This window comes from Gemmatimonadaceae bacterium, assembly GCA_016720905.1.
Classification (GTDB): domain Bacteria; phylum Gemmatimonadota; class Gemmatimonadetes; order Gemmatimonadales; family Gemmatimonadaceae; genus Gemmatimonas.
This window is the reverse complement of record JADKJT010000019.1, coordinates 38,943-65,688: the sequence shown is the minus strand read 5'-3', so window position 1 is coordinate 65,688 and position 26,746 is coordinate 38,943. Positions and strand designations below refer to the sequence as shown.

The window sequence follows — 26,746 nt, the reverse complement described above, 5'->3', positions numbered from 1 at the left end:
AAACTATCGAGAACTCAAATTCAACTATCGATCAACCCATCGCATCGTTCGTTTCACGAATCATGTCCAGGCGTTCAGGGCCGCGTTGTTTCTTCTTCGAGATCTGAAGCCGCAGTTGCCGTGGACCACTGAACCGGGTTCGATGCCGGTCACCTGGTACCGCGCCACCGATGCAGCATTTTGGAAGGAGTATCGCGACAACAGTGGCTTCGTGGTAATCGTACCGTGCAACGAAGGAGAGGAATACGACTTCGTTGTCAATGATCCCATTTTGCGGGAACACATCAGAATCGACGACGGCGTACCGCAGAACGTGCTTAGTGCGGCACGGGCAAAGGGATGTGAGTACTCGGCGGTCATGGTCTACGGATTCGGCGCGACAGCAGACACAGATTTTGTAGCGTCGCTACACGGAAGAGCGGCACCGGCAGGGGCGACACCTGACCAAGCACTACCGCTCCAATACTTCATCAATCGGCTTTACGTCGCAGTAAGTCGCGCAAAGCGTCGCCTCGTCATCGTGGACACCGACTTGGGGTTTGCCAAACTGTGGGCCTGTATGCAGGACGAGGCCAGCGAGAGTGAAATGCTGTCAAAGATCAAGAATGGCCGTGAGGTGTGGGCTCAGGCCATAGAGGGAATGACTGCGGGGAAGCCAGAAGATCTCTCGCGCGAAGCGTTTGCTGACCCTCTTGAGAATGCGCGCCTCTTCGAAGATGAAGGTGTCGCACGAGGTGATGCGTTCCTGCTCAAACAGGCTGCGCAGGCGTATCGCGCGGCCGGAGATGTTCCCAAGTCACGCGAGTGCCGCGCGCGCGCGCTCATGGCTGAAGGGTCGCTCCTTGAGGCTGGCGACGCATTTGTTGAAGCGGGTTTCACAACCGAAGGAGTCCACTGCCTTTGGCGAGGCGGTAGCGCGGGCTGGAAGAGGGTGACTGAGGTTGCGCTCAAAGATCCGCGCTTGCTCGCTGATATCGAAGTTCTCTGGGCCCGAGCGCTGGTTGAAGGGGCGACCGAGATTCGCGCGGCGGAGATCCTAACGGAGTACGCGCGGCGACTGAGGGTTGATCGAGCCTTCGCAGCTGACGCGCTCGGGGATCCGATATGGATTGACGCACTTGCGGCATTGTTGAATCCCCTCCTCGATTCGAAGAAAGGGCCGTTGGCCCGAGATGCCGCCACTCGACTTGCCCACGCCCTTGATGGGATTCGAGAGGCTGGCGTTGCCCTTCCGACGTCGATGTATGCGCGTGTTTGCTTCGCTGCCGCCCGCTTTCGAGAGGCCATTGTCGATTGGGAACTTGCCGGAGACACAAAGACCAGCGCCTACTTCCAGGCGAAGTCCGCGACTGAGAAGTTCCCAGAGCGCCTGATTTGGTTGGCTAAGATCGACGCGACGGCCGAAATTGTAGCCCAATATCGCGAGCACTCTGCCGTCGCGTTGAGTAGCGAGCAATCAGGGATCATCTCGAATGCTCTTAGAGAGTCGGGCAACTTTTCCGAAGCACTGTCGCTTGCTTGGAACTCCGTCGATGCCAATCCCATGATGGCGCTCGCGCTCCGCGCGTTTCAAGTTCAAGGATTCGAACTCGCGTCAGTGGCGTTGCTGGCGAGCGTGCAACTGCTCGTACGTCAGGGGCGGTGGGATGAACTCTTGCCGTTCACGTCATCAGGCGATTTCAGACCCACCAGAGATTGGCGAGACGAGGCAGTGCGGCGATGGGTCCGAAGCGAGAATTCGAGTCTGCAGGTCGCGCTCGTGCGTTCATTGGCTCGCTCGGACGAGCTTGCGAAGGCCGCGGCCCACCATCAGCGCGGTATCGCGGACTTTCTCCGAGGCAACTTACGCGCAATAGATGTGGGACTCCGGACGCCGGTGACCCTTGCTGAAGCGGGCGCTGCGTACGAAAGGACTGGACGGATCATCGACGCGCTCGGCTTCTACGAGGCTGTACTAAGGCAAGCCGGCAACTGAGCAGTTGCGCTTTGCTCGTCAACGGTGGCTGGTGAGCAAGAGCCGTCAGCAGGCATACGAATCTGGAAGCGGGAATGCGCTAAAGAGTCGAGACATTGCCCGAGAAATTGCCAAATCGCAGCGTGACTGGGGGATGAGCGGACCTATCGATACTCAAGGATTCCCAGACCTCGCCGCACTGTTGCGTCCTGCTTTCACAACTGTCGATTCGCCCCAAGCCGGCGAGTTCGGTGAACAAGAGCGCCCCCAGCAGTCGGAGGGCTCAGTGGGGATCGCCACCGATGCACCGTGCTCGCATTGGGACCGTTCAGAATTGAGATGGCTCGGCGTATTGGCCGCTGCAACATCACCAATACGGAGACGATGGAGACTGGATTCGCCAAGTTTGCCGAAAAAGTCTGTGGTGGCGAAGCTAATTTCGTGAAACAGGACGGAGGTCGGTGGTACAGTGATTCCTGGCACCTCGCCATCCTGTTTCCCATGGCTGATGCCAGCAGCGTGACCTTTGAGTTGGTTCAGTCAGGCGCTGTGCTTCGCGTGGGCCTTTCGGCTATCGACTAGCGGCAGGCCATTCAGCGTCGCAGATCGTACGCTCTTCAGTTGGGCACATGCGCGCTCATCAAGGGCCTTGAACACCCTACCGTGACTCCGGATCCGCAAATGCAACAGCTCATGTGCGATTACAAGATCTTGAAATCCAGGCTCCGCCTTCGCTAGATCTGCGACGAGGGTGACGACACCACTTGAGGAGCAGTTCCTCGTGCCCCTGGAACTCTCGCAGTATCGCCTTGCAAATAGGATCGACGTGCCCGCCCAGCGGATCGACGAAATTATGGCCGGGAAGCGCGCAAGGCACGGCCGGCACGAATTTGCGCTTGTATCGCTTCTTGGGACCGTCGATGTCAGTGATCGTCTCAAATTCCCCGGGTAGTGATCGTCTCAAATTTCCCACCCCCATCAAGGGAGCTTGGCCATGGGAACAGGGGAGCAATCCGCGCTACAGAGCACCGCGGGAGATCGACCGGTATCTTCGAGGCACTTGAGCCAAGAGGTGGAGTGGTGAGCGAGACTAGTCGAGCAGGTGTTTGCAGCACTTGGGCGAGGGGAGTCGCTCTCGGGGATTGCCAGGCGTATGGGTTGGATCGAAGACGGTGCGCGCCTGGAGTCGCCGCGGTGCCTATCAGGAGCGCGTGTTGCGGGCGACCGCCTCGGAGTTCGCATCGTCTCGAACTCGCCATCGATGCGCCGCGCCTCTATAGGAGCAAGACGCCCCGCTGCCGCGACTCGCGGGCCCCCCGCTGTTCGGGCCCGGTGTGGAGCGGGAGCGACGGACAGCCCTGGCAAAGACGCTCTTGCTACTTCGGTATCAGCAGCGACGCCTGGAAGTTGAACGTGTACAGCGCGATGCCAGTGCTGTAGCGGAATTTCCAGACAAACGTGCCTTGCAGGTTCAGTCCGTTCATCGTCGCGGTAATCGTGCCGCCAGGAATGGTGACGACATCAGGATCGGCAAACGACGGTGCGACCGAACCAACGATGGTACCCGCGCCGAGCGGTGCAATCGTGAGTGTCTGGATGAAGTCCGGGTCGGGGCAGTTGTTCCCCAACAGCGCGCGGAACGAATTCCCCTTGACGCCGCCGGTGTCCGGGACCTGGCCTGGCAGGTACTGCTGCAACGCGATCGCTCGGCAGTTGTTCGGCCCGTGCAACATGTCGAGGATGCTGTTGGACGGCCGTTGCTGCAGGTCGTTGATGGTGCTGGTCGCGATGCCCAGTCCCAGCACGTCGCTCGGCTCGGTGCCGGTGCCGCCTGGTGGCAGGAGCGCCGATGCCAGCGAGACCGCCTTGAATTGCCACGCTTTCGCATAGAGGACCGCACTCGAGTCCCTGCCTAGTGGCCGCTTCGTGGTCTTTTCCAGCACCGTGCCGTACATCATCGAACGGCCAACGGCGTCGGTCATGAAGCGCGAAAACGCTGGGGTGTTGGTGTCCGTACTGTCCGTGACCTTGTCCCCCACGTACTTCCAGCGATACGTCGACCCACTCGGTCCACCCGTGACGGTCGCCGTGTACGCCGCGTTCTGGTCGTCAATGATGATGATCGAATCCGGACGCACGTCGGTGGGAAGTTGCTTGTAGTTCACGGTGATCCAATCCAGCCACCCGGTGAACGGCAGGGTATTCAGCCCGCTGCCCGGCATCGGTTGAAGAATTTCGTAGCCGCGCTTCTGTTGACCGTTTGGTAGCGGCAAGTCGCCGCGATGCAGGAGTTGAACGGCGATGGCCGGGGCGAGCGCGCCCCAACTGCCGTTGGCATTCTGGTCGGCCCGTCGAAACGCCGCGAGCAGCGTGGGCGAGGGCGTGATCTGCGTGGTGCGAAAGCCGTGGTCTTCGCAGGCGCTGCACACCCACCAATTCCGCAGCGTGTCGGCCGCGTACACCGCCGCCGTATCGAGCAGGCCATACGCACTGTTCAATGTGGGCCTGGGCCACCCTTGCGCGTCGCCGATCGTCTTCGCGGTGACCCGCGCGTACTCCTGTGCAAATGCCGCGTCCTGCACGAGCAGCCCGTAGTGGACCGGGGCCAGGTGGTCCACGCGATACTGGATGCCGCTGGCTGGTGTCACGAAGGCGGTGACCCAACCGGTGGGCAGCAACTCCATCGTGAAGCGGCGCCCCGGCGCGTCCGGGATCGACAGTTCCACCACCGCTCCCACCGTCCGATACGCAATGCCGAAGCGCGGTTCACCCCCCGTGGCCACGGCCCGGTCGTTGAACAGCATGACCGGTTGCGGTTTGTTGCTCGAGAGCAGGAACGCGGCCTTGATCTCATTCATGCTCTGCAAGGCGAAGGCGGCAGAACTCGCCTTGATCTGGGCGAACGTAGCGTCGGCCAGTCCACCCGTCAGGTACAGGTCCGGCACATCCGAATAGGCGACCGACGTCCAACGGAAGCCGCGCCGATTGCTTTCCGGAATGCCGGGCGCTTCCTGGTACTTCTGGAACAGCGGTCCGTCGGTGCCCTTGCGATTGACGAAATACCAGATCGACGTGCCGATCATCGACACATCGGGATCGACGCCAGGTCCCGAGAGCGACACGGGGAACGAGGAGATCAACTGGCGCTGAAAGTCCCATTCGTCAGCCGCGGTGCGAAAGCCCGAATCGAAATCGCGCGCCAGCAGTGTGGGATCGATCGCGATGGTGACCAGGATCGATGTGACCGGCGCGTGCAGCGATGTGGTGGCCGAAGTGCGCGCTCCGACCAATGGTGTGTTGCCGTCAGCGACGGTGGCCGCTGGCGTTGGTGCGTCGATCGATGGCAACGCCACCGTGATGCCCGACGCGCCCGACGCAGAACTGGGCAGCACGGACATCGCACCCGTGGCGGGATCCATCAGGACGACAACAAGCACCTTGCCGGCCGGCGCGATGCCGGGCAAACGCAATGTGGCAGGTACCTTGAATCGTCCAACAGGTCCGGTGACGGCCAGCGTCGGCGAAACTGCGGTGACGCCCGCCGGTAGTACAAGGGTCGATGCGGACGAGATGCTGAAGCCGATTGTGCCCGCGCTGCCGAGCGCACCGGGTGGAATGGTCAGCGTGGTCCCATCCAGTGCGGAACCGGGGAGTGTGAGCGTGACAGTGCCGCCAGTTGTGGGAACGGTCTGGCCCGCGAGATTGACCGTTGGCAGCGTGGCCGTGGCGACCAACTTGAGCGCTGGCAACGTTCCCGCGTGCGCCGTGATGACATTGCGTCCTTCCGCCGTCCCCAGGATCCAGTCGCCGGGTGACGCCGTTCCGTCGTTGGCGGTGACCATTGTGGTCGCGGCGAGTGAACCATTGCCTGAATCGACGGAGAACGTCACCGTCACCCCGGGCAGGCCGGCGCCGGCCGCGTCTTTCACCGCGACCACCGGCTTGACGGGCAACGCGGCTTTCGGAGCACCGGCCTGCGCATCACCCGAAACGGTAACCAACGAGGCAGGTGTTCTCGTAGGAGGGGGCGGCGGAGTGATTGGCGTTGGTGAGTCCTCCCCACCGCCACAAGCGGCTAGCAGGACAAGTGCGACGCAAGCTGCGGCCGGGAATGGCGTTGACCGATGTTGGGTAGCTGGGGACACAGGCTTCTCTTTTGGGGAAACAGCGCTGCGAACAATCCGGCAACGCGGAGCTCCCTGGGGGGAAGCGCGGATGCCTGCATGGATAAAGCGCAGGGCAGCCGCGAGACGGATCATTCCGCGCTCATTGGCCCCAGCAGCGGATAGCGTCACGGCTGACTTCGGTGCCGGATTCTGGCTGCGCCTGTTCACTGTCGCCGCTGGGACGCTCGGCGTGTGGAACATGTTGGCGCACCGACCGGCCTTCTTTGCGGCACACAACGCGTGGGAGTGGGCGTACACGGAACCGGCGTTGCTGCCGTGGATGTTCGCGCGCGTGCGGCGCTGAACATCATTCCTTGCCCGGATTGATCACTCACCCGAAATCCACGTCTCGGTTACTGTCCCGAGCCCTCACCCAGGGCGACGAGAAGCTCGTCCAGCTGATCGAACGTCTCGAACAGTGCATCGGCGGCGCCCGTGCCGGCAGCGTCGAGCGCTTCCTTCGATGGATAGCTCTCGCGCAGGACCACCAGCGTCTGGCCGCCCTTTTCCTCGAAGGTCACCGTGGTGACCGATCCGCCCTCGCCACCTTCGTCATTGGTCCACGAGAGGCGCGACGACGGCGTCACGTCGACGTACGTGCCGAAGAACGCGACAGGCTCGGGGCCACCGACGTCGAATTCCAATCGGTACGTGCCGCCGACACGAGCATCCACCTCGCACGACAGCAGGGTCATGTTCATCGACTTAGGCACCCACCAACGCTTGAGCAACTCGGCCTTGGAAAATGCCTCGAACACGATGTGCGCGGGGCCGTTGATGGTCCGCGTGACAACGACCTCGCGGTCCGACTGCCGTTCCACCGTGGTGCGGTTCTTCTCGGCGGCGGGCTTACTTCCGATTCTTGCGTCCATCGATTCTCTCCTTCCGGTTGAGTTCCTCGACCACGTGGTCCAACTCGTCGAAACGTGCGTCCCAGAGCTGGCGGTGCCTCGGAAGCGATGCGGGCTCTTGCTGCAATGTATGCGCGCCGAGCGTGCAGTTCGGCACGCGCGCTACCTTCTCGGTGGTCACCAGCCCGGCCTGCTCCAGGACGCCGACGTGCTTCTTCATGCCCGCGAGGGTGATGTGGAACTTCCGGGCAAGGTCCGTGATCGAAGCGTCTGAACGTCGGGCTGCTCCAGAACGCCGCGTCGGGTGGCGTCCGGAGAGCGCGGCGAATGAGGTATCGAGGCGGACCTGCACATACTTCACCATACGGTAAAGTATATAGCCGCGGCCTCACCGCATGCAAGGAGGGGCCGAGCGAGGGCTCACTCTGGCATATGGATGGCTGTCGTCGTCGGGTGCGCTGCCCGTCAATTGCTCCACCGAATGTCGGTCCGCACGCCGGTCCAGATCTGCAGCGGGCCGTGAATCAACTGCACGCCCGCGGATTCGTCACCAAGCCAGACCCGATAGGCGCCGTCGAGAGGAACCGGCTCCTTCGACAGTCGCAGCACGCGGCCGTTGATGGCGATGCCGCAGCGACCATCAGGAAGGATCTGGACCCGCAGCGTCCACCAGTCGCCGGTTCGCAGCGCAGCGCCTTCCCTGCCAACGTCGATGTTTTCTGGAACGCTGCCAAACAGCGCAATTCGTGTCGCCCCCCAGCGCCCTTCCTGCGGGAAAATAATGCCGCACATGGAGACGGACGTGCCAACTGTTGGCGGAGCCTTCTGCTGGTCAGCCCGCTCGAAAGTCGACGGATCGAGGCCGGCCAGGAACATGACCTTCAATCGCTGATGTTGCGCGAGCGTCAGCGGCGTGCTGATGCGCACCTCCAGTCCGAGGCCATCCCGCGCCGAGAGCGCATCACGCAAGATCGCCATGCTCGGGTAGACGCCATCCCCTCGGCTCCACAAGCCACGAATTCCCTGGGGGCCGGTGGACACCAGTGGAGTCGGATCACCCCATGGTAGCCAACGGCGTCGCCAGTCACCCTCCCACCGTTCATCAAGGACGTTGATGGGCGCCTTGCCAACCACTTTGATGCGCTTGGTGGCCTTGCGCCAGTCGGCGAGCGTGGCGGTAACCGCCACCTCACCCGGCGCGCGGACACGCACTTCACCGGTGGAGTCGATGATGGCGACCATCGTGTCGCTCGAGCTCCATACGACCGGCGCGCGAATCGGTATCTCGGAGCCTGTGGCGCTCAATGCTTTCACCGACAGTCGCGTCCCAATGCCGGGCAGGACCGTTGTCACCGAGTCGCTGAACTCCAGATGGTCGATCAACCACGAACGATCCGGCATCCCCTCCCACCAGCGCAGCGCGTCAGGCGCGTGGCCAGCTCCGGCGACCGGCCGTGCCGTGCCGGGGGCGTCCAGCGGCAGGACCATGTCGCGCAAGCCGACCATGCCATCCAGCCGGGCCGACCCGGCGACCCAACGCCGGTCGGGACTGAGGCGCGGCCTGATGACGTACGGAGCAAGGACGTTCGTCCGGTTGTCGCGCATCCAATCGTACCTCACCAGCGGCTGCGCGCCGGATTCGTATGTGGTGAGGGCGAGTTCATCGAGGCCGGTCCAGCCGAGCAACGTGGCGATCGGCTGTCCGCCGATCAGGCGACACTCGGGCTCATGCTGTCCGTCGATCGTGGTAATGCACAGCTGCGGGGGATCGACCATCGAGCCCCGGATGAAGGCGACCCGGGTTCCGTCGGGAGAGACTTGGGGATCGATGTCTTGCGCCGGGCCACGGGTGATCTGTCGCGCGGCCCCAGTGGCCGTGTCGAAGACGGCAATGTCGTAGTTCCCATCCGTGGCCGGAGACCAGCGCATGGTCTGTCCGACAAGCGCCGAGCCGTCGGGAAGCCAGCCCAGCACGAGATCGTCGCGCGACTGTGATGTGAGCCGGCGAGTGCCGGCCGGTGTGCGAATCCAGATGTCGAGCGTCGTGCTGTCGCCCGAGTCCTTGATCCACGCCACCGACTTCCCGTCCGGTGAGATGGCGGGGGGAAGATCGGCGTAGGTGCGTGCCGCGTCAGCCATCGCGCTCGTCGTTGGCACAGGGACCACCGGCGCGCTGGTGCTGCTCCACTCCGATGGTCGCACCAGCACTGCGCTGGTGGCGCCGGTGGAATCCATGTAGACCAAGTGCTGGGTGGCCTCGTCACTCCTGCCGGACCGGGCGGCCATGAGGACCAGCAACGCGACCGACATCGTCAGGGCAGATGCGGCGACCTGGCGCGACGTGGACCAGAGTCCGACACGCCACGGGAGGGGCAGGCTCCGGACGAGCACCGACACGCGAGACGAATGCGCTTCCTCGTCGATCAGTTCTGCGGCAATCTCCGAGAAGGCCCGTCGGTCGCCCCGTTCACGGGCCGCGCGCGCAAAGCGACGGTGCAGCTGCTGCACCGTGCTGTCGTCGCCGGCGATCAGAAAATGGCGTGCCGCCCGCAGCAGGGTATCGGCATCCGCGACGTCCGTGCCCGCGTGGTATTCGCCGATGGAGCGGTGGGCCGCACGCTGCTGCTCGACGGTCAGCGCCGCTCGAGACGCTGCGGCGATTTCGTCGTGCGCGGTGCTCCATCGTCCCCGGCGTTGGTGACCAACCCCTGATGCTCGAGTGGAGCGAGGTGATCGGCAATCTCCGCCGGAGAAATCCGGCGGCCAGCGCGAGCGATTCGCTGTCGATCGACGTGCCAGCCGTGGAGAGCAGCACGAGCAGCCATAGCTGCGCCGGTGGCAGCGCCCGCACCCGCTCGCGGAGCGCTTCGCCCGCCTGGAGGAGCGACTGCAGCCACTCCTGCTTGAGGCAGCGCCACTCATTGTGGTCGAGCGTGAGCACACCCTGATCGATGGCGAAACGGAGGGTTTCCATGACGAGCAGGGGCGAGCCCCCGGTCGCCTGTTGCAGGCCGGAGATGAAGTGAGCGCTCCATGGCTCCTGTTCCGGTAACGATCCGAGGGCCGACACCAGGCTGGCGATCTGTTCGCGGCTCAGCGCCGCGAGCCGCAACGTGACGCATCCCTCGGCCGCCGGAATTCGTTCAGGGCGGGCGGCGGTAAGGCATCGCGCAGCAGGCGTGACTTGCCGAATCCGGCGGGTGCGGTGAGGTGGAGATGTCGTGCCCGTCCGTTCCGACATCCCTCCATGCCGACGTGATCGTCGAGAATTCCCGCTCGCGGCCGGTCAGCTCGGCGATCAGTTCGCTGCCATTGGCGCCGCCTTCCCGGCTCGGCGCGAGCCCCGCGCCCGAGCCAAGAGGAGTCGGGTCGACGATTCCAGGGCAATCTCCTCACGTTCGGCCCACCCTTCGAGTGCCTTCGCTTCGACGGCCGCCGCGACGAGGTCCTGCCCTGCGACCGTCGTTTCCAATACCAGCCGCCATGCCCTTTCGTTTTCAGGGACGAGCTCCCGAATGCGACGCGCCAGTCGCTGCGCCTCCCTTGAAGTGCGATTCGTTCAGCAGTCGTCGCACCAGGATGTCGGCGCTCCGGAGAAACGCCGTCTGCAGGCGGTCGCGCTCGAGGTCGGCCCAGTGTTCGAACGATGCCCCACCCGGCACACCGAAGGCGGGGAGGAAGTTGCCCCCTGAGGGCCACCGCGGTCTGGGGGTCGCCCCGCTCCAGTTCACGGAGGAAGCGGTCGCGATCGGTATCGATCGCCCCGGTGAGGGTTAGTTCTTCGGTGCCGGTAAGCGCTTCCTCACCGAGGAGCCGGCGGAGATGGAAAAGCGTCTGCCTCAGGGCGCGCCGGGCCCGCTCGGGATCGAGGTCGGCCCAAAGGAGGTCGAGGAGGAACTCCCTGGACGTCCGCCGTCCGGGGTGAGTGCCAGGTAGACCGGAGGGCAAACGGCTTGCCTGGGCCGAGGAGTGGCAGGGGCGCGTCTTCATGGTAGACCCGGCATCGCCGAGCGTCCGCAGGGTCAGCGGTGTAAGGGGACGTCGACTGTGAAGGCGCCATGGAGGCCATTTGAGAACTATCGGGTGTTTGCTGCGGGCGAATGTGCCGCCGTTTCGACCCGCTGACGAGAGCCCGCCACGGCCCGCTCAAAGTACCTCTAGCCGTTCGGTTCCAACCGGCGATAGAGCACACCGTCGATCGTGATCGTCGTCGCGGAGTTGATAGTGAACGGAATCGCCGCCCCATTTCGCGCCGAGAATCCGGCAGTGCCGTTCAAGTCCAGCGGGCGCGCCATCGGGGCGACAGGCGGCGGCGAAAGACACCGTGAACGACGAGCCTGACACCGTGTAGCAGCGCGCTCAATACTCGCCGTGCCGCGGTGCTCGGCGAGTCCTGCGCTTCCGCGAACATGAACGTGCCGTCGGCCTCGAACACGATGACACCACCGTCCGTTCCATCGGCGCGCGAGAATGCGCCGACCAGCGTGGCCGGATTCGAACTCACCGCGTTCAGCGTGAACGTGGTGTTATCAGACAGGCTTAGCACCGTGAGCGCACCGCCGACACGAAGGATGCGGGCTTGCAGTCCGCTCGGCGTGACCGTGGCGTCCCAAATTCCGCAGTTGCCGTCCGTATCCTGGAATGCGTTGAAGATCGACACCGAATCGTTCTGGAAGCGTTTGTACCCACCGTACTCGACGCCGTTGCCGTTGTTCGAACACGACGGATCGTTGCCGTGATCGGCAAACGTGTACGTGCCGTCGGCCCACTGTGAGGTAGCTCTGAGGCCGTTGATGGCGATGGCGTACGTGCCCTCCAGGTTGCTGCGCGCGGGCTTCAAGAAGCAGCACCTGCACCGTGGTGCTCGTCGCGTTGGCGGTGGTGACGCGTCCTTGGCGTTGCGCGGAGGCACGTTGAAAGCGGCGACGTCGCGGGGCTCGATACCACGATGACGTAGTTGGAATTGGCCGAGAGCGCGGTGGGAAGGTCAATCCAATGCGCCACCGCGGCGGCGCGTCAGCGCCAATGGCTCCCCGCGTTCAGGCGCAACGTGAGGCCAGTTGCCGACAGGCTGATCGCGCAGCCCCCCCACGGTGAGTCCGCTGGAGATGCATGTCACGCTCGCGGCAGTGACATCGCCGCCCGCGATCGTGCCGTTCCCATTGTTCACGACGCATTGCTGGCCCGACGGTTGCGAGGCGACGGTGATCGCGAACTGCGTGCCGCTCCTGAGCGCCGGAAATTCGCAGGTGGTCGCGCCCGCGGCGATCGCGATGGGGTGCCACCGCTCAACGCCAGGAGTCAGTCCGTGCCCGTCAGGCCGCTGATGGTGCCGCGAATCCCAAACGACTGCGTGACGCAAGTCAGCGTCGCCGTTGACGTGTTCGCAGAGAGCGTGCCCGAGCTATTCGTGAGGGTGCACAGCTGCGTTGGGCTCGACGGCTGCGTTTTCACCGCGATCGCGTAGTTCGTGCCTTTCTTCAGCGTCCACTGGAACGTGGGCTGGTTCGGCGAGCGCTATATCGCTCGCGCGTTGACCGTGAGCACCGTCCCGGTGCCCTGCAGCCCGCGATCGTGCCGCTCAACGTCATATCGCTGGCGGACGGAGTCGTGTCATCGCCCTTTGAGGTCGGATCGGACTTCGATGCACACGCTGCGAGGAGCGGAAGCGCCAGACACATCCGAAGCGTGAGAGCGGTTACGGAACGAGGCATGTTGAGCGAGGACAGAGAGAAGGTGAGTCCGACATCGACTAGCCAACGAAGGATTTCGCCGTTACGGACTCGTTATTTCGCCCTCATTTCGCAAAAAGCGCCCACGACATCATGCGCGATGGCTGGGGGGAGCGATGCCGGCGCGGACCGATCAGACGCTCCGGTGGGACTGCCATCCACGCCAAGGCCTCCGCGTGGTGGCCGGGGCTGCGCTCAAGCCTGCGGTTCAAGCCCACAGGGATCACTGCTTACGCACCCAGCGGAAACCGGCGCCCAGTGTACTCAGCGCCACCGCCCTGCCGCGGCTGGCTGCCCAGAAACGTGCGCGTAAAAGAACAAGGTGGGCGTGGGGCCGTGCAGGCGTGGAGACGCGAAATCCACGCGGACAGTCGTGCCGATGCGCGCCCCCTGCCCTTCCACCTGATACAGCGTGGGTCCGACCATCGTGCGCAGTATCCTCGTTGGCCTGTGTGGTGCTTGAGGTGATGGAACCGCCCTCCACGTCGCCGGTGAGCAGGTCAGTGGTGGTGTAAAATCCCATGTTCACCCCCGGTCGACGCTGGCCCGCGAGAGCAGAGAGAGAGGGCAAGGCGACCGTCAGCGTGAGGCACACCGCGCGAAAGGCCGCCGAGAGGCCACCACTGCCGAAGAGTCGACCGATCACTACCAGCACAGCGCGACCATCCGTGGCAATTCCGCACACCCTGCCTGAACCAAACACGTCGGTGAACTTGACACCCTTGGCGATTTGCACTGGCGAGTAGGCCTTCGCGCCGAGCCGGGTCGATATCGCTGCTGGGGAAAGGCACCCCAGCAATACAGGTCGCCACCTACCGTCACTCCGCACGCAAACGAGCGAGATAACGCCTCGACCTTCGCAAAGCTCATATTGCCGACGATTCGCCTTGGCTCATAATCGTATTCGTCGCGTTCGAGCCGTTGCCGAGACTGCCGGAGGTGTTCGATCCCAACACACCACAGCGTGGTCCATGGCCAGCCCGCAGAGGAACAAGTCGCCGTGCGACACCGTCCTAAGGCGTTCCGGAGTTTGCACCGGTAGCATGGTTTGGGTTTGGGACGGCTGCCCCACCAGCACGGTGTGGTGACGCACTCCGTAAATGCCCACACAGTAGGCCGAGTTATCGAGGGCGATGGTGCACGAGGTAGCGTTGTGTGCTGACACTCAGCGTCTTCCACGCCGACGACCGGCGTGGAATCGAATCGTCAAGGTGGTTGGTCTCGCGTCCCAGTTGGTATAAATCGCTGTGCCTAGCAATACGTGAGGCTGTCGGCTCTTGGAAATTCCCGCACGTCTGCGGGTGCCCTCCGTGCGCAAACGACGAAAACCGGAGTGCGGTGACATTGCTTCGCCCGGACGCAGGTGGGGAGTAGTCCCTACGCAACGAATGTATCTTGGCGGCGGCCGATCAGGGAGAGATCTGGGAGCCGCATGGGGGACGCGTTGGGGGGACCCCGCGTTGACCACCAGGGGTTCTACACTTGCTGTTGGATGCAGGCTGAACCAGCTTCGCATACAACTTTCAAGCGATGGATCACGTCAGGCCGACCCGGGAGAGGGCAACATGACTAGGACTTTCGCACGCCACGCTCGAACGACCATGATGCTCGGCATGGTACTCGTTGGCTTGAACGCCTGCTCACGAGCGATTCACATCAAGGACCTGCTGGATCGGCCGCAGGAGTACGATGGCAAGACGGTACGTGTCAAAGGCACCGTGACGCAGAGTGTCGGCGTGCTCGGAACGGGCGCGTACGAGATTGATGATGGAACAGGGAAGATCTACGTGATCGCCAGGGGTCAGGGTGTTCCTCGCCAAGGCGCGAAGACGAAAGCGGAGGGTCGCTTCGAGTCGGTGTTCAGTATCCTCGGTCGCACGATGGCGGCCATCGTGCTGAGCCCTTGAGGGAGCCGGCCATGACCCTCACCTTTGCAGGTCCGATGCTCGCTTTCACCATTGGCGCCGCGCTGATGGGGCAGCCGCTGAGTGCACAGCCGCAGTCGACACAGGACAAGATCAAAGTCCGCGAAGTGCCGGCGCCAGTGGCGGTCTCGACCGATTCATTGGGCGTGCGTCTCTCGGTGCGTGCGCTGTCCGATGGGCGTGTCCTGGTCAATGATGTTCAGCGATACCGCGTGCTGATGTACGACAAGTCGCTCAAACACTTCACGCGGCGCTCGACTCATCCAGAACCAGCGGAACACTCGGCAGCTCCGGCATCAGCATTCCATCGGCGCATCTTATCGCGATGCCGGCCGACTCCACCATGTATCTCGATATTGCCTCGCGATCGCTACTGACCATCGATCCGACTGGAAAGGTTGCGCACGTCACGGCGCTGCCGCGTCCGCAGGACATCGTGACGCTGTCCGTCGGCTACATCTACGGCACGCCCACGCTCGATGCCAAAGGCCGCCTGGTGTATCAAGGCACGCCGCCCAATCAGAATAAGGCACTCATCGAGCTCAATCAGAAGATCATGATTGAGAAGTCGGCGACGGCACCTGCCGCCATTGACTCCGCGCCGATCGTGCGCGCCGACTTCGACACGCGCAAAATCGATACGATCGCGACCGTGAAGATCGTGCAGCAGTACGCATCGGTCGTGGCCTCTCGCGACGACCGCGGCAACTTTACGCAAAGGCTCACCGTCAATCCCACGCAAACGGCCGACGAGTGGGGCCTGCTGCCGGATGGCACGATCGCGATTCTCCGTCGCATGACTATCACATGGAATGGGTGGCCCCCGACGGCACGCGGAGGACATCCCCAAAGATGGCGTTTGACTGGAAGCGCTTGACGGATGACGGCAAGCAACATGTCATCGATTCCATCAAGCCGATGCTGGAAAAGCAAATGGAGTCCATGAAGCCCCAAACGATGCAGACTCCCGGATGGACCGCGACGACTGACCACCGAAATTGTTTTGGTGCCAGCCAAGGACCTGCCCGACTACGGACCGGCATTCAACCTGGCGCGATGAAGGTCGATCTCGAGGGCAATGTCTGGATCGTTCCGCGCACCGCGATCCCGTCCGCCAACGGGGCTTGCGCTACGACGTGGTGAACAGGAAGGAGAAATCATCGAACGGGTGATCCTGCCCAAGGGCCGCGCCATCGCCGCGTTCGGAACCTGGTGGATGGGCCATTCTGACGAACACGCAAAGGTACCCTGCCGAAGTTTTGGACGACGATTGAACGCGTGAAGATCAAGTAGAGGCGTGGCCCGCGAGCAGACAGACCACTCGATCTCGTTGTGCAAGATCGGGCATCTGGAGGAAGGCGATCCGCAGGGGCTGGGAAGGCTCATGGGCGAGCTTGGGCGGCGCTATCCGCACATCGATATCTGCGGAGGGTGCTGTGTGGTACGTGGCACGTCCCCGCATGTCGTGGGACCGCAGGGCGCCGTAGCGGGCTGGGGCCGCGCGCTCCGGAGGTTTTTCGGCACCTGCCCGCGAAGTTTGTTGAGCCGAAACCGGCCGGATTGCGCGCACCCGTCTGGACCATCCGCCTACCTATTCATGCGACGATTTTCAATTGCTGCCCTGCTGATGCTCCTCCTCGCCGCGTGCGGTGGCGGCGGCGACGCCATTTCCCCGCCTCCGACGCCCGGACCGATGCCGTCGAACGTACCGGCCGCGCTATCGGTGGTAACCGGCGATGCCCAATCGGGCCTGCCGAATACGATGTTGCCGATTCGCCCATCCGTGCTGGTCACGAATGCGGCGGGTACCGCGCTGGCGGGTATCTCCGTGCAGTTCAGCGTGGACTCCGGGGGCGGTTCGCTGTCCAACGCGTCGGCGACAACCGGCACGAATGGCGTGGCTCTCGCCGGTGACTGGACGCTGGGAAGTCAGGTGGGAACGCAGGTAGTGAGTGCGCGGGTGGGGACGCTGGCCCCGGTAAAGTTCCGCGCCAGCGCGATGGGCGCCCAATCGCAGACACTGGTGGACAAGGCGGCGGTGCCATCGGGCGGCGGCACATTGGTATACCGAAAGACCGGGGACAGGCTGGATTGCTTCACATCACCATCCCTGCGGGCGCCTATGCCACGGCGACCGAGTGGACGTGATCGCCGACTCCACCATCAAGCCCACGCTGCCGACGGACTTCGTGCAAGTTGGACCGACGCTCGTGATCAACAACGGTCAGGACTACGCCGACAATCTGGTGACACTCACGATGCCGCTGTCAGTCACCGACGACGAGGCGGTCATGCCGTTTTATTACGATCAGGCCGGCAATCAACTGGAGCCGATCACGATGGTGGAGCGGACGTCGTCCACCGCCACGCTCTCCACCCGACATTTCACGCGCGATCTCATGGCACTGCCAGGCAATACGCCCGCCGTCAGTGCGCTGCGCAGCGCGATGGCGTCGAGTTTCGGAAGCGTGAAGGTCGTGTGGATCAAGACCAGCAAGCGAAGCTGATCGGGACGTTTGACAGCGGGTTTCGACCAGCCGTCGACAACTGGGAGTTCGAGAACCGTGGAGTTATGCCTCACCGCTGGGCGAGTGCGAAGGCATGAGCATCACGTCGATGTACTACTACTACTTCCAGAAACTCAACGGCAAACCGTCGCTGTATCACCAATACGACCTGACCTTGCCCAATGTGCTGGACAACGTGCAGGGCATTCGATTCGCCGGCGCCGTGCAGTTGGACTATGAGGATCGCTTTCACGCAGGGCTGCAACAGATCAAGAGCTTGCAGCAGCAGGCCAAGGCGAAGGGGACCAAAGCCGAGGACCTGACGTCGATGTGGATCCTGATGACCCTGAAGTTGACGGGTCAGCCCGTGCTGCTGGCGTTGGAGGGGGCGATCGGTGGGCATGCCGTCGTGGCCTACGGCGCGCAATCCACCGGCACGCAAACCGTTGTGCGGTTCGCCGACCCCAACTTTCCGACGGCTGGCCGGACGATGACGTTCACGTCGGGTACGCTGACGCCGATCTTGCTTTCCGCGAAGGTCGGGGCGGCGGGCGGCACGTTCACTGACGCGTACGCACTCTCGGTAACGTCGGAAGTGCCGCTGTCGAAGATCTGGTCGCGATTCAGCGAGTTCCAGCAGCAGAAGGCGGGACTGGGGCGTTACCCCACGCAGTCTCGTATTGAATACTTCGACATTCTGACCGATACCTGGAAGACGCTCTCCGCATCGCTGCGGTCGTCCGACCCGACGCTCAGGCTCAGATACCTCTGCACGGATTGTCCGGTGAAGGAGGTTGGCAGTGAACCTGACGTGCAGAGCCTGAACATCTGGGATGCAGCCGGTACGAAGGACCTCGGCAACGGCTTCTCGCTCGATAACGTCGCCGGTACCCGGTCGTACTACGCGAGACTGGATGCGCTTTCTCCCTCGGCACCCACCGAGAGAGGATTCGTGGATGCGATTCCCTTCACGGTGATTCACGCGCCATTCACGGTGCGTGGCAGCACGACGGAGGTGTTCCTCGGTGACACCGAGACATTCACCGCCAGTGCAGGCACGTTGGCCACCGCCGGGTCGACCTATACCTGGAGTGTCAACGACGGAAGCACGCCGGTCGTGACGACGGTGCCCACGTACACGCACACGCACACCAAGGTCGGTACGGTCGAACTCAGCGTTCGACTGAAGGATGCGGCCGGCGTCTTGATTGCCCGGGCGATAACAAGCTCGTCGGCGAACCTGCGCTTCGCCCTCAGTCCGAATCCGGCCTATGTGAGCCCCGGTCGACCGATCGCGTTCACGGTAACGGCCACGAACGGCATCACGCCAACGCTCACGGGCCCGCTGCACTACACGTGGGTCTTTGGCGGCGTTGACGACGAGGACGATGTATTCCTGCGCACCACGGTGCCCACGGCCACCCACACCTTCGCGACACCCGGTGAGCACAACGTCCGGGTGATCGTGGGCATGGACCTGCCGTCGGGCAGCAGTGTCATCATCGGGAGCACGGATCAGCCGGTGCACGTGGTGAACACGCTCCTCGCGCCTCGCGATATCCGGGTGCCCGAGGACTCCCAGGTGATGTTTGTTGTGCGACATCAGCGCACGCATCCCGCGAACGCGCACTACAAGTGGACGTTCAGTGAAGGTGGCAACTCGGACGTGTACCGGCTGCAGGGCGACACCACCGTGTCATACACCTTCTTGCGGCCCGGGGTGTTCAAAGTGCTGGTCGAAGTCACCGATAGCGCGGGAGCTGCAGTCGGCAAGGACAGCACAACGACGTCGGTAGATCCAGGCCTCAGCGCATGGAAGTTCACGTCGGTTATCGTGACGTCGCAGGTGGTCGACCCCAAGGATGGGCGTCTGGCCACCCAGGAGATCTGTCATATCTGTTTTGCCACCGATAGCCTCAAGATCATGCGGATTGCGTCGGGCGCGATGGAGGGCGGATTCCTCCACCTTCCGCGCGACACCACTCTTGGCGGCCAGTATGCTCCGCGCGGGGTCGTGATGCTGGAGGGTACCAACATCACGCGAGCCCGGATGAATACGCACTTTGACTGGGTATTCGCCGGGCTGTCCAGCATGCCGCCCAATCCGGGTCGGATCATCGGCACACCGTGGCACTACCTGCGAACACCACCCCGATTGCCCCCGACCGATCCGGCCTACCCCGAGATCTACACAGAGACCGGCAATCACCAGTCGGGCACGATCACGGGCACCACATATGTCACGAACCCCAACAGCTTCCACGGATGGACGCCGAATCTACGCCAGGCAAATGTCACGTTCACGGGCGACCTCGCGACCGGCACGCTCACCACGATCTTCCGGAGATACGAGGCCGGGCCCAACAACATCGGCCCGGTGGAGTTCATGCGCTATCAAACCACGGTGACGTTCGTTGCGCAGCGTGTACGATGAGGCAGTTCGTCACGATCGAAGGCGGGACTCACATTCTTGCGCCAACACTGGCGTCAGCGTGATGGCATCGGAAAGCGCACCTCGAGCCACGCTTGCCACACTGGTGTCTCACGGGCGACAGTTTCGGCCGCCTGGTCGCCATACAGGTAGAAGTTCATGGCGACCATGCTCTGGCCACCGGGGTACGTCATGGCGCCAAGAGCGGCTATGCCTGGCCCCGGCGCGTCGAGCCGCAGCAGGGCGTCGTACGGATTCTCGGTGACATACGCCACGACGCCGCTCAGCGGTACGACACCCGCGGGCGTCGTCCAACGCTGACCGACGCTCACGCCTTTCACTCCCAGCGCCGCGGTCAGTGTTTCCCATGACTCGGCGTCCGTACCCGCGACGGGAGTCATCACTTGCATGATCGCGGAACGTTGGCCGCGAAAGTGCGTGAGATAGATCCGCAGGGTGCGTAGAAATGCGGGCCATGCAGAGGCGGTGGCTTCTAGCTGGTTGTCCCACTCGTCCGTGCTGGCAAAAAGACTGTGGACAATGCGGACGATGCAGAGGCCTCCTCCGCGCGCTTCAACGCTCCACTCGCTCGCCATGGGTGGCGAGCCAGGCATCCAGCCGTCCGACGCATTGGCGAACATCCGTGGTGCGTCGTAGGCCGTCACCACGGAGCGCGCCTCCATGCCCGGACCGAAGCTCACGGTCAGTGCCACGGGCTTTCCGTCGCGCTCCTCGAAGTGAGTCGGCACGAACCAGGAGGAAATACCCGGCCCGGTAGCAATGGCCTGCCACACTTCCTCCGGCGTGCCGGGGACTTGGACTTCAACCTGGACCGAACGACGTCCGCTGGCTTCTGGCTTCACGCTCATGATGGCTCCGTGGGTTCGGATTATTTCGGGAGGGGATGCGCCACGACCACGAGTCGATGCGCGCGACCGCCTGGGGCGGACTCATCGTGATATTTCGAAACGAGTGTCGCGATTGTCTGGGCGAGTTCATGGCTGAACGCCGCCCGGTCCGTCGGCGACCGGAAGCGAATCTCGGTATCCACGGCGAGAGTCGCGATGCGTTTGCCCGCCGCGTTCGCGCGTCGCATGAGATCGCCCACCTCGCGCACAACCCGTGCGCCCAAGGCGATGAGATAGCTCGCGGACAAGCGATCGACGTCCCGATTCGGATCGACGGCGATCGGGCCCAACGCGCCCGGAGACACGACGTAGGATGCCGCCGTGGCGACGAGCAGCCGTTCCGTGAGACCGCCCCATTGGCGCTCCTCGGCCAGCCGCACCAACCCGTGCGCCTCGAGCGCGCGCAAGTGGTAATTGACCTTCTGCCGCGCCAAGCCGACCCGCGTAGCCAGCGCCGCCGCTGAGGCGGGCACGGCCAGTTCGGAGAGGAGTCGGCTGCGCATCGGCTCCAAGGCCACCGTCGCCGCCGCTGGATCATCGATGACTTGGATGTCGAGCATGGGGAGATACTAGCATTGACAGTTTTTTTTGTCAAGAACGACAGCGGCCAATTGCCCGCTCCGCTTGCTGCCCGCAATTTGTGAGAGTCCGCTGCAGCAGAACGCGAGCGTTCCGCGGTCAATCGGACATCCCGGTGGCCACGGGCAATGAACCACGACTCTGGGAGAACAATGCGGATCCTGCACCGCCCATTCATGCGAGCCGCGTGTTTCCTGCCCGTCTTGGTCGCGGTCGCCGATGCCCAGTCGCGTCCGGTTGTACCGCGCTCAACCGCCAGCGGAGCGCAACGACGTGAACCCACATTGGCGGCGCTAGCCCTCACCCACGTTGCCGTCGTCGACGTTGAGAACGGGCAAGTGTCCCACGACTACACCGTCGTGGTGTCCGGCAATCGCATTGTGGCGGTGGGTCCGAAAGCGCGCATTCCGAGCGGAGCCCGCATCATCAATGCTCGCGGTCAGGTGCTGATTCCGGGTTTGTGGGACATGCACAGCCATTCGCTTGACCGGTGGGAGTGGTCGTCCCTGCTTAACGTGGCCAACGGAGTGACCGGCGTTCGCGATCCTGGAGCTGTGAAGTCCGCGCACGAGATTGTCCAGCTGCGCCGCTCGGTGGAACGTGGGCAGACCTTCGGGCCTCGTTTTGTCGCGAGCGGCACAATTGTCGACGGGCTGCCCAAGTCACGCGCAACGTACGTCGCGATCGATAGCCCGCAGGCGATGCGAGCAGAAATGCAGCAACGTCGGCACGCTGGACTGGACTTCATCAAGGTGTACACGCGGCTATCCCGCGACGTATTCCTCGCCGCGGCGGATGAAGCGAAGCGGCTGGACATTCCCCTTGTCGGGCATGTGCCACTCGCGGTCACGGCGGCAGAGGCATCAGACGCGGGTATGCGGAGCATCGAACACGCCTATCGACATCGCATGTCGTGCGCGACGGCGGAGGACGAGATCCGACGACTGCTGCGGGACCTCATCCCGATCCTCGAGTCGGGTGACGACCGCCGCTACGCGGCCACCGACGATTCGGCGTTTGTGCTGGGCCTGAACACCTACAGTCCCGAGAAATGCCGTCAATTGGGCGAACGGTTTGCCCGGAATGGCACGTGGTTTGTGCCCACGCTTGTCGAAATGCAAACACGATTCAATTCGGAGGATCCGCGCGGCACGGCCTTCGGGAATCGATTCATGGATCCACGGTTGCGGTATGTATCGCCCTCAAAGGTGATCCAGTGGCGCACCTCCATGGCGGCGGAGATGGGACTCTTGCAAGGACAGTTCAGTTACGGGCCGCGCGGCGCCGACAGCGTGTTCGCCGAACGTGAGCGAGAGGTGACGAATCGTCTGCGCATGCCCGCCGACCTGCAGAAAGGTGGCGCCCTGTTGATGGCCGGCACCGACGTGGACAATACGTTTCCCTTTCTGTTTTTTGGGTTCAGCCTGCACGATGAGCTGGACTTGCTCGTCAAAGGCGGGTTGACCCCGTTGGCCGCATTGCAGAGTGCGACCATCAATCCGGCACGGTTCCTGAAACGCGAGACGGAGTTGGGTACAGTGGCCGCAGGCAAGCTGGCCGATCTGGTGCTGCTTGACGCGAATCCGCTTGAGAACATTGGCAATACGAAACGCATCGCCGCTGTCGTGCTGAATGGTCGCTACCTGTCGCGTGCGGAATTGGACAAGCTGCTCGACCGCGCGGCCGCGATCGTGAAGCAATAGCGCGCCCTGAATTCCGCTTGTCTTCTCCAGCGTCCTCCGGCATCTCGCTTTCTCAATCAACCTGGAGGGACACGAATGATCTTTGCCCGAATCGGTGGTGCCGCGTTGGCACTCCTGTCGCTGGCCATGGTGCGCGACGCACTGGTCGCGCGGCGGGCGGGACAGCCTTGGCGCGGCAAGGCCGTGACGTTTGGGGCGTGCATAGTATTCGGTATCAACAAGCTCATATTTGCCGGAGACCCCGACTGGCTTGACTGGAGCTTCTTGTTGTTCTGTCTCGGCAGCGTGGTTGTCGGCATGTTCATGTCCCGGGCCGAAGCACGACGATTGACGTGACGCGGTCGAACAGTCGGCTTCTCAGTGCAGCCGCGCTTCAATACCTGGACGAGGGAGTCACATGCAGATAGGCGTCTCATCGCAAAGCTCGGCGTTCGGTTTCCTCGGTATCGCGCTCGTCCTCATCGTCGGCGCCCTCTGGTTCGTCATCGCGGCCTCGGTCGCGCTCAAGGGAGACAGCATGGATCGATCGAATCGCGTTGCGCAGTTGTACGGGTATACGGTCTGCCTGGTCGCTGTCATCGTGGTGTTGTCGAGCACCGCGACACTGCTCAGCGCCGCCATCGATCGGGCGAATCCGTTGCAAGCCGAGTACAGTTTCGGTGCGTCGCTGTCGTCCCTGGAAGCCTATCGCGCGACATACCAGCGTGAGCAGAGCATGGGCGGGCGTGAGCCCGCCCGACTGGATACGCTCCCCGAATCAATATTGCGTAGCCGATTTGAGGCGCTGGTTGCGGATCGTCGTGCGGCCACGATGTACCGGACCTCCAAGGCGTTTGTCAGCGGAGGCGTCATGCTGGTGGTGGCGTTGGCGCTCTTTGGCTGGCATTGGCGATGGCTGCGCCGGTCCAGTCCTGGTGCGTGACGCGAACGCCAATCTCGGCGGTGCCGGGCATCAAGCGCGTCATTGATGCCATGCAACCCATCCGGCGAACAAACAGGGGGCGCCGAGGCGCCCCCTGCTGTGTGCGGTCGACGAGCGCTTTTTCGCGCTACCGGTTCAGCGGGTCGCGCCGCGCGCCACCGTAGCCTTGGATGCCAAGCACGCGATCCAGTCGCTCGACCGATGCACGAATGCTCGGCGGGGCCGGCGGTTTCACACCATCCGTGTAGGCCATCCCGCTCGCCGTGTAGGTCGACGTGCCACTGCCGGTGCACACACTGCGCACCGAGTCCGTCTTCTCGCCGGCGGTGTTGCGGATGTAGCTCCAGTACTCGCTGCGGAGAGTGGTGAGGGTGGTCTTGGCGGCGCCCAGCCTGAGCTCCGCGAGCGGCGCCGTGTTGTCGTTCGGATCGGCGGTGTAGCGCACCTTGGTAAACGTGTAGTCCATCGTCTCGTCAAACTGCAGTGCGATCACGCCGATATCGCAGCTGGCAAACATCAACAACACCACGGCCCCCATGGCTGGCACCACCCGACGCGTGCGGCGGCTGGCCGCCAGCGGTACGAGTCCGAGTGGAACCAGCACCCACCACCACGATCCGCCGCCGACGGCCGAGCGCTTCGTGCCCCCCGCACGCGCCGCCGTCGAGGCCGAGGTGAGGTTCCAGCGCACACGCGCCTGCGCGTAGATCGTGTCCTTGCCGCTCTCACGGATCGTGCCGTCAAGCACCATCTGCATGCGCGCCAACGAATCGACGTACGCGGGATCGATGACCCACTCGTAGGTGGACGGAAAACTCGGTGCAGCTTTCCGCTTCCATGTGCCGGCGTTCGACAACAACTGCCACACCGACGTCGCGTTTTCGTTGACAACAACCTTGATCGAGTCCCCCGCACGATCACAGGCATAGCGGAATCCGTCGTTCACGTTGGCGATCGTCGGGAAATACCAGTCGCCTTCGGGCAGTCGCAGGTCAGTGCGGAAACGCACGATGCGGGTGGCGGTGTACGGGGCGATCGCCTCGGTTGGCGTGGCCAGCAGCAGAATCGTGTCAAGGGTCTGCAGGCGATTTCCCGGAATGAACACCGTGTCCCGGCCGGCGATGGGCCGGAAGTGCGTGGCCGCCGCCGGCTTCTCGAACACCAGCAGTCTGGCCTTCCCCATCGACGCGGTATCGAGGAACACGGGCAGTTGAAATTTCGGGCCGAACATGGCCGTGTCACGCACGATCACGTTGAACTCTACCGCCAGCGGCGCCAGCGCCGAGGACGCATAGGGCGCCCGTCCGGGTATCAGGTTGAGGTTGAACTTTCGGTCAGGCATCATCTGCGCCACCGTCCACGGGAACAACGACCCACCCAACTGCTGACTGAGTGCGCTCGGCCACCATTGCGACGGCGTTTCCGGCACCGCCGTCAACGTGGCCGTGACCGGATGCGCGCCGCCCTGCACCGCCGTCCAGATCTCCTTGACCTTGGCGTTGCCCCACTGCTTCGCGATGTACTTGAGCATCGGCGCCTTGCCATAGCCGGAGTTGGCCACGAGTCCGGCGGAGAGTCCGCCGTACAGCGAGTCCTTCCAGGAGCGCGCGACGAAATTCGAATATGGCGTCGGATTGGCGGGATGCTGCTCTTCCACCCATGAGGACGACATCTCGGCCAGCCAGTCGGACAAGCGGTAGTCGGCCGCATTCTTCCCGATCAGATAGCCTTCCTGGATGAAGTGGAAGAACTCATGGATCACCGTCCCGGGAAACTCGGCGTCGTTCACGTTGCCGGGGCTGAACGCGATGTAGGTCTTGTTCATGTCGTACGGAAATGGGCCGTTGTAGATGAAGGCGCCCAGTTCGTGCGGCGGTCGCGTTTCCACCACGATCTGCATGGGCCACGACGCGCGATGCGCGATGCTGTAGCCCTGATCGGTGACCAGCTTGGCGTGCGCCTGATCCATCAGCGTCGCCGCCCGCTGCACTTTGGCGGCCATCTGCGCGTCGAGGTTGTTGAATCCCCAGACGTCGAATCGGTTGGTGCCCGATCGCTGGTGCGACATGTTGAACACCGCGGCGAAGAGGGCATCGGCCTTGAGATTCACCCAGTCCACTGCGGCCGCGTTCGCCATGACCGACGGCAACGCCCCTACGATAGCCGCCGGCGCCCACGACGCCGGACGGCCGGCAATCGGCAGTGTGGCGACGAGGTAGCCCGACGAGTCGATCGCTTCCTGAAACGCCACACCCAGCACCACCCCGATGCTGTCGCCTTTCGCGAAACCCGGTTCCATGGCCATGATGGCCGGTGTGCCTTGGACGGTTCCGGTCGTCTTGATGCGCACCCGCACGGGCACCACCTGTCCGCGCGGCATTCCGTCGATCGCGAACCGCGCACTGGCGCGCTGCGCCGTGTACGAATCGGGAAGGGCGGTGTCGCGAACGAGCGTGATGGGGAGTGTCGTGGTGAATGCGCCGGCCGGAATCGTGACGGCAACATCGGTTGTGCCGACGGTGCCCCCCGCCGATCCGATATTTCCACGGGCCAACACCGGTCCGTATTCATTGGTTGCGGTTACGGTGACGAGCGACTGCCCCTGCACCGAGCCGATGCTGGCGGTGATTGTGGCCGTGCCTCCCGCCACTGCGGTCACGAGGCCCGTCTGGGAAACCGTGGCGACGGCGGTCGCTGAACTGGACCAGGCGATGGTCTGCCCGGACATCACCTGCCCTCTCGAATCGCGCGGGGTCGCAGTGAGTTGCGCCGTGCCGGGGAGCGAGAGAGCCGCCGTCACCGGCGAGACTTCAAGGGACGCCAGAACGGGGATGTACGGTTTGGTGGTGTCGGTTGGTCCGGTGGCCTTGTCGCCCCCGCCACCGCACGCCGCCAACACTGTGAGTACGGCAAGACTGAGTGCAATGCGCCGCCCGACAGTCCCGACGGTCGCGGCGCGCGAATACTGAAATGATGACATTGGGCCACCCTCCAACCCACCCGTAAGCCGCCGGGGGCTGGATCATTCTGATTCGGTCCGCCGCAGCTCACTCAGCGCGGGTATTGTG

26 protein-coding genes are annotated in these 26,746 nt (G+C 63.4%); 13 read left to right on the top strand and 13 right to left on the bottom strand.

Features of this window, described 5'->3' with window-relative positions; genetic code table 11:
* Window positions 1–1,975 (top strand): hypothetical protein (locus IPP90_15080; protein ID MBL0172014.1); only part of this gene is annotated, 1,975 nt, incomplete at its 5' end.
* A 288-nt stretch (window positions 1,976–2,263) separates the two neighbouring features.
* Window positions 2,264–2,536: a hypothetical protein gene (locus IPP90_15075; protein MBL0172013.1), complete on the top strand. Its 273-nt coding sequence runs from the start codon at window positions 2,264–2,266 to the stop codon at window positions 2,534–2,536.
* On the opposite strand, the gene IPP90_15070 is transcribed toward IPP90_15075, so the two are convergent.
* Both IPP90_15070 and IPP90_15065 read right to left on the bottom strand, forming a co-directional pair.
* On the bottom strand, window positions 2,495–2,809 hold the full coding sequence (locus IPP90_15070) for a M48 family metallopeptidase (GenBank protein ID MBL0172012.1): 315 nt from the start codon (window positions 2,807–2,809) through the stop codon (window positions 2,495–2,497). The two genes, IPP90_15075 and IPP90_15070, sit on opposite strands and share 42 nt — an antisense overlap.
* Window positions 2,810–3,330: 521 nt before the next feature.
* Window positions 3,331–5,955 carry a hypothetical protein gene (locus tag IPP90_15065; protein MBL0172011.1) on the bottom strand — a complete coding sequence of 875 codons (2,625 nt, stop codon included), beginning with the start codon at window positions 5,953–5,955 and terminating at the stop codon, window positions 3,331–3,333.
* 268 nt (window positions 5,956–6,223) lie between these two features.
* Here IPP90_15065 and IPP90_15060 point away from each other — a divergent pair, with 268 nt between their 5' ends.
* The gene (locus IPP90_15060; GenBank protein MBL0172010.1) at window positions 6,224–6,424 is read left to right on the top strand and encodes a hypothetical protein; all 201 of its coding nucleotides are present in this window, start codon (window positions 6,224–6,226) and stop codon (window positions 6,422–6,424) included.
* 49 nt (window positions 6,425–6,473) lie between these two features.
* Here the strand turns inward: IPP90_15060 and IPP90_15055 are convergent, their stop codons facing one another.
* The 3 genes from IPP90_15055 to IPP90_15045 all read right to left on the bottom strand — a co-directional run bounded on the left by IPP90_15055 (window position 6,474) and on the right by IPP90_15045 (window position 9,368).
* Window positions 6,474–6,992, bottom strand: coding sequence for an SRPBCC domain-containing protein (locus IPP90_15055; GenBank protein MBL0172009.1), 519 nt, complete (start codon window positions 6,990–6,992; stop codon window positions 6,474–6,476).
* A complete protein-coding gene (locus tag IPP90_15050; GenBank protein MBL0172008.1) occupies window positions 6,970–7,335 on the bottom strand; it encodes a helix-turn-helix transcriptional regulator in 366 nt (121 codons plus the stop codon). The genes IPP90_15055 and IPP90_15050 overlap by 23 nt, the downstream gene beginning before the upstream one ends.
* A 101-nt stretch (window positions 7,336–7,436) precedes the next feature.
* Window positions 7,437–9,368: a PD40 domain-containing protein gene (locus tag IPP90_15045; protein MBL0172007.1), complete on the bottom strand. Its 1,932-nt coding sequence runs from the start codon at window positions 9,366–9,368 to the stop codon at window positions 7,437–7,439.
* A gap of 9 nt (window positions 9,369–9,377) precedes the next feature.
* Between IPP90_15045 and IPP90_15040 the strand changes: the two genes are divergently transcribed.
* Entirely contained in the window at window positions 9,378–9,683 is a 306-nt protein-coding gene (locus IPP90_15040) for a hypothetical protein (protein MBL0172006.1), read from the top strand.
* Window positions 9,684–11,128: 1,445 nt separating this feature from the next.
* On the opposite strand, the gene IPP90_15035 is transcribed toward IPP90_15040, so the two are convergent.
* From IPP90_15035 to IPP90_15020, 4 genes are all read right to left on the bottom strand, one after another.
* Window positions 11,129–11,266 (bottom strand): hypothetical protein, encoded by a 138-nt coding sequence (locus tag IPP90_15035; GenBank protein MBL0172005.1) that lies wholly within the window; start codon window positions 11,264–11,266, stop codon window positions 11,129–11,131.
* Window positions 11,245–11,811, bottom strand: coding sequence for a hypothetical protein (locus IPP90_15030; protein MBL0172004.1), 567 nt, complete (start codon window positions 11,809–11,811; stop codon window positions 11,245–11,247). Before IPP90_15030 ends, IPP90_15035 begins: the two co-directional genes overlap by 22 nt.
* Before the next feature lie 147 nt (window positions 11,812–11,958).
* Window positions 11,959–12,333 carry a hypothetical protein gene (locus IPP90_15025; GenBank protein ID MBL0172003.1) on the bottom strand — a complete coding sequence of 125 codons (375 nt, stop codon included), beginning with the start codon at window positions 12,331–12,333 and terminating at the stop codon, window positions 11,959–11,961.
* A 634-nt stretch (window positions 12,334–12,967) separates the two neighbouring features.
* Window positions 12,968–13,129 (bottom strand): hypothetical protein, encoded by a 162-nt coding sequence (locus tag IPP90_15020; GenBank protein ID MBL0172002.1) that lies wholly within the window; start codon window positions 13,127–13,129, stop codon window positions 12,968–12,970.
* Between the two features lie 1,139 nt (window positions 13,130–14,268).
* Here IPP90_15020 and IPP90_15015 point away from each other — a divergent pair.
* From IPP90_15015 to IPP90_15000, 4 genes are read left to right on the top strand one after another with little or no spacing between them, the layout of a single operon-like run.
* Window positions 14,269–14,610 (top strand): hypothetical protein, encoded by a 342-nt coding sequence (locus IPP90_15015; protein ID MBL0172001.1) that lies wholly within the window; start codon window positions 14,269–14,271, stop codon window positions 14,608–14,610.
* Window positions 14,611–14,621: 11 nt separating this feature from the next.
* Window positions 14,622–15,005 carry a hypothetical protein gene (locus tag IPP90_15010; protein MBL0172000.1) on the top strand — a complete coding sequence of 128 codons (384 nt, stop codon included), beginning with the start codon at window positions 14,622–14,624 and terminating at the stop codon, window positions 15,003–15,005.
* Window positions 14,954–15,505 carry a hypothetical protein gene (locus IPP90_15005; GenBank protein MBL0171999.1) on the top strand — a complete coding sequence of 184 codons (552 nt, stop codon included), beginning with the start codon at window positions 14,954–14,956 and terminating at the stop codon, window positions 15,503–15,505. The genes IPP90_15010 and IPP90_15005 overlap by 52 nt, the downstream gene beginning before the upstream one ends.
* A complete protein-coding gene (locus tag IPP90_15000) occupies window positions 15,481–15,771 on the top strand; it encodes a hypothetical protein (GenBank protein MBL0171998.1) in 291 nt (96 codons plus the stop codon). Before IPP90_15005 ends, IPP90_15000 begins: the two co-directional genes overlap by 25 nt.
* 786 nt (window positions 15,772–16,557) lie before the next feature.
* Here IPP90_15000 and IPP90_14995 read toward each other — a convergent pair.
* Window positions 16,558–16,728 (bottom strand): hypothetical protein, encoded by a 171-nt coding sequence (locus IPP90_14995; protein MBL0171997.1) that lies wholly within the window; start codon window positions 16,726–16,728, stop codon window positions 16,558–16,560.
* A 38-nt stretch (window positions 16,729–16,766) separates the two neighbouring features.
* On the opposite strand from IPP90_14995, the gene IPP90_14990 reads away from it, so the two are divergent.
* Entirely contained in the window at window positions 16,767–17,135 is a 369-nt protein-coding gene (locus tag IPP90_14990) for a hypothetical protein (protein MBL0171996.1), read from the top strand.
* A gap of 94 nt (window positions 17,136–17,229) precedes the next feature.
* Window positions 17,230–19,569: a PKD domain-containing protein gene (locus IPP90_14985; protein ID MBL0171995.1), complete on the top strand. Its 2,340-nt coding sequence runs from the start codon at window positions 17,230–17,232 to the stop codon at window positions 19,567–19,569.
* Between the two features lie 53 nt (window positions 19,570–19,622).
* Here the strand turns inward: IPP90_14985 and IPP90_14980 are convergent, their stop codons facing one another.
* Window positions 19,623–20,435 (bottom strand): SRPBCC domain-containing protein, encoded by an 813-nt coding sequence (locus IPP90_14980; protein ID MBL0171994.1) that lies wholly within the window; start codon window positions 20,433–20,435, stop codon window positions 19,623–19,625.
* Window positions 20,436–20,455: 20 nt separating this feature from the next.
* Window positions 20,456–21,034: a helix-turn-helix transcriptional regulator gene (locus tag IPP90_14975; GenBank protein ID MBL0171993.1), complete on the bottom strand. Its 579-nt coding sequence runs from the start codon at window positions 21,032–21,034 to the stop codon at window positions 20,456–20,458.
* A gap of 171 nt (window positions 21,035–21,205) precedes the next feature.
* On the opposite strand from IPP90_14975, the gene IPP90_14970 reads away from it, so the two are divergent.
* The 3 genes from IPP90_14970 (at window position 21,206) to IPP90_14960 (ending at window position 23,678) form a co-directional block, all read left to right on the top strand.
* Window positions 21,206–22,756 (top strand): amidohydrolase family protein, encoded by a 1,551-nt coding sequence (locus IPP90_14970; GenBank protein MBL0171992.1) that lies wholly within the window; start codon window positions 21,206–21,208, stop codon window positions 22,754–22,756.
* Between the two features lie 75 nt (window positions 22,757–22,831).
* Window positions 22,832–23,092 carry a hypothetical protein gene (locus tag IPP90_14965; protein MBL0171991.1) on the top strand — a complete coding sequence of 87 codons (261 nt, stop codon included), beginning with the start codon at window positions 22,832–22,834 and terminating at the stop codon, window positions 23,090–23,092.
* Between the two features lie 61 nt (window positions 23,093–23,153).
* On the top strand, window positions 23,154–23,678 hold the full coding sequence (locus tag IPP90_14960) for a hypothetical protein (protein MBL0171990.1): 525 nt from the start codon (window positions 23,154–23,156) through the stop codon (window positions 23,676–23,678).
* 127 nt (window positions 23,679–23,805) lie between these two features.
* On the opposite strand, the gene IPP90_14955 is transcribed toward IPP90_14960, so the two are convergent.
* Window positions 23,806–26,658 (bottom strand): Ig-like domain-containing protein, encoded by a 2,853-nt coding sequence (locus IPP90_14955; protein MBL0171989.1) that lies wholly within the window; start codon window positions 26,656–26,658, stop codon window positions 23,806–23,808.
* Between the last annotated feature and the right edge of the window lie 88 nt (window positions 26,659–26,746).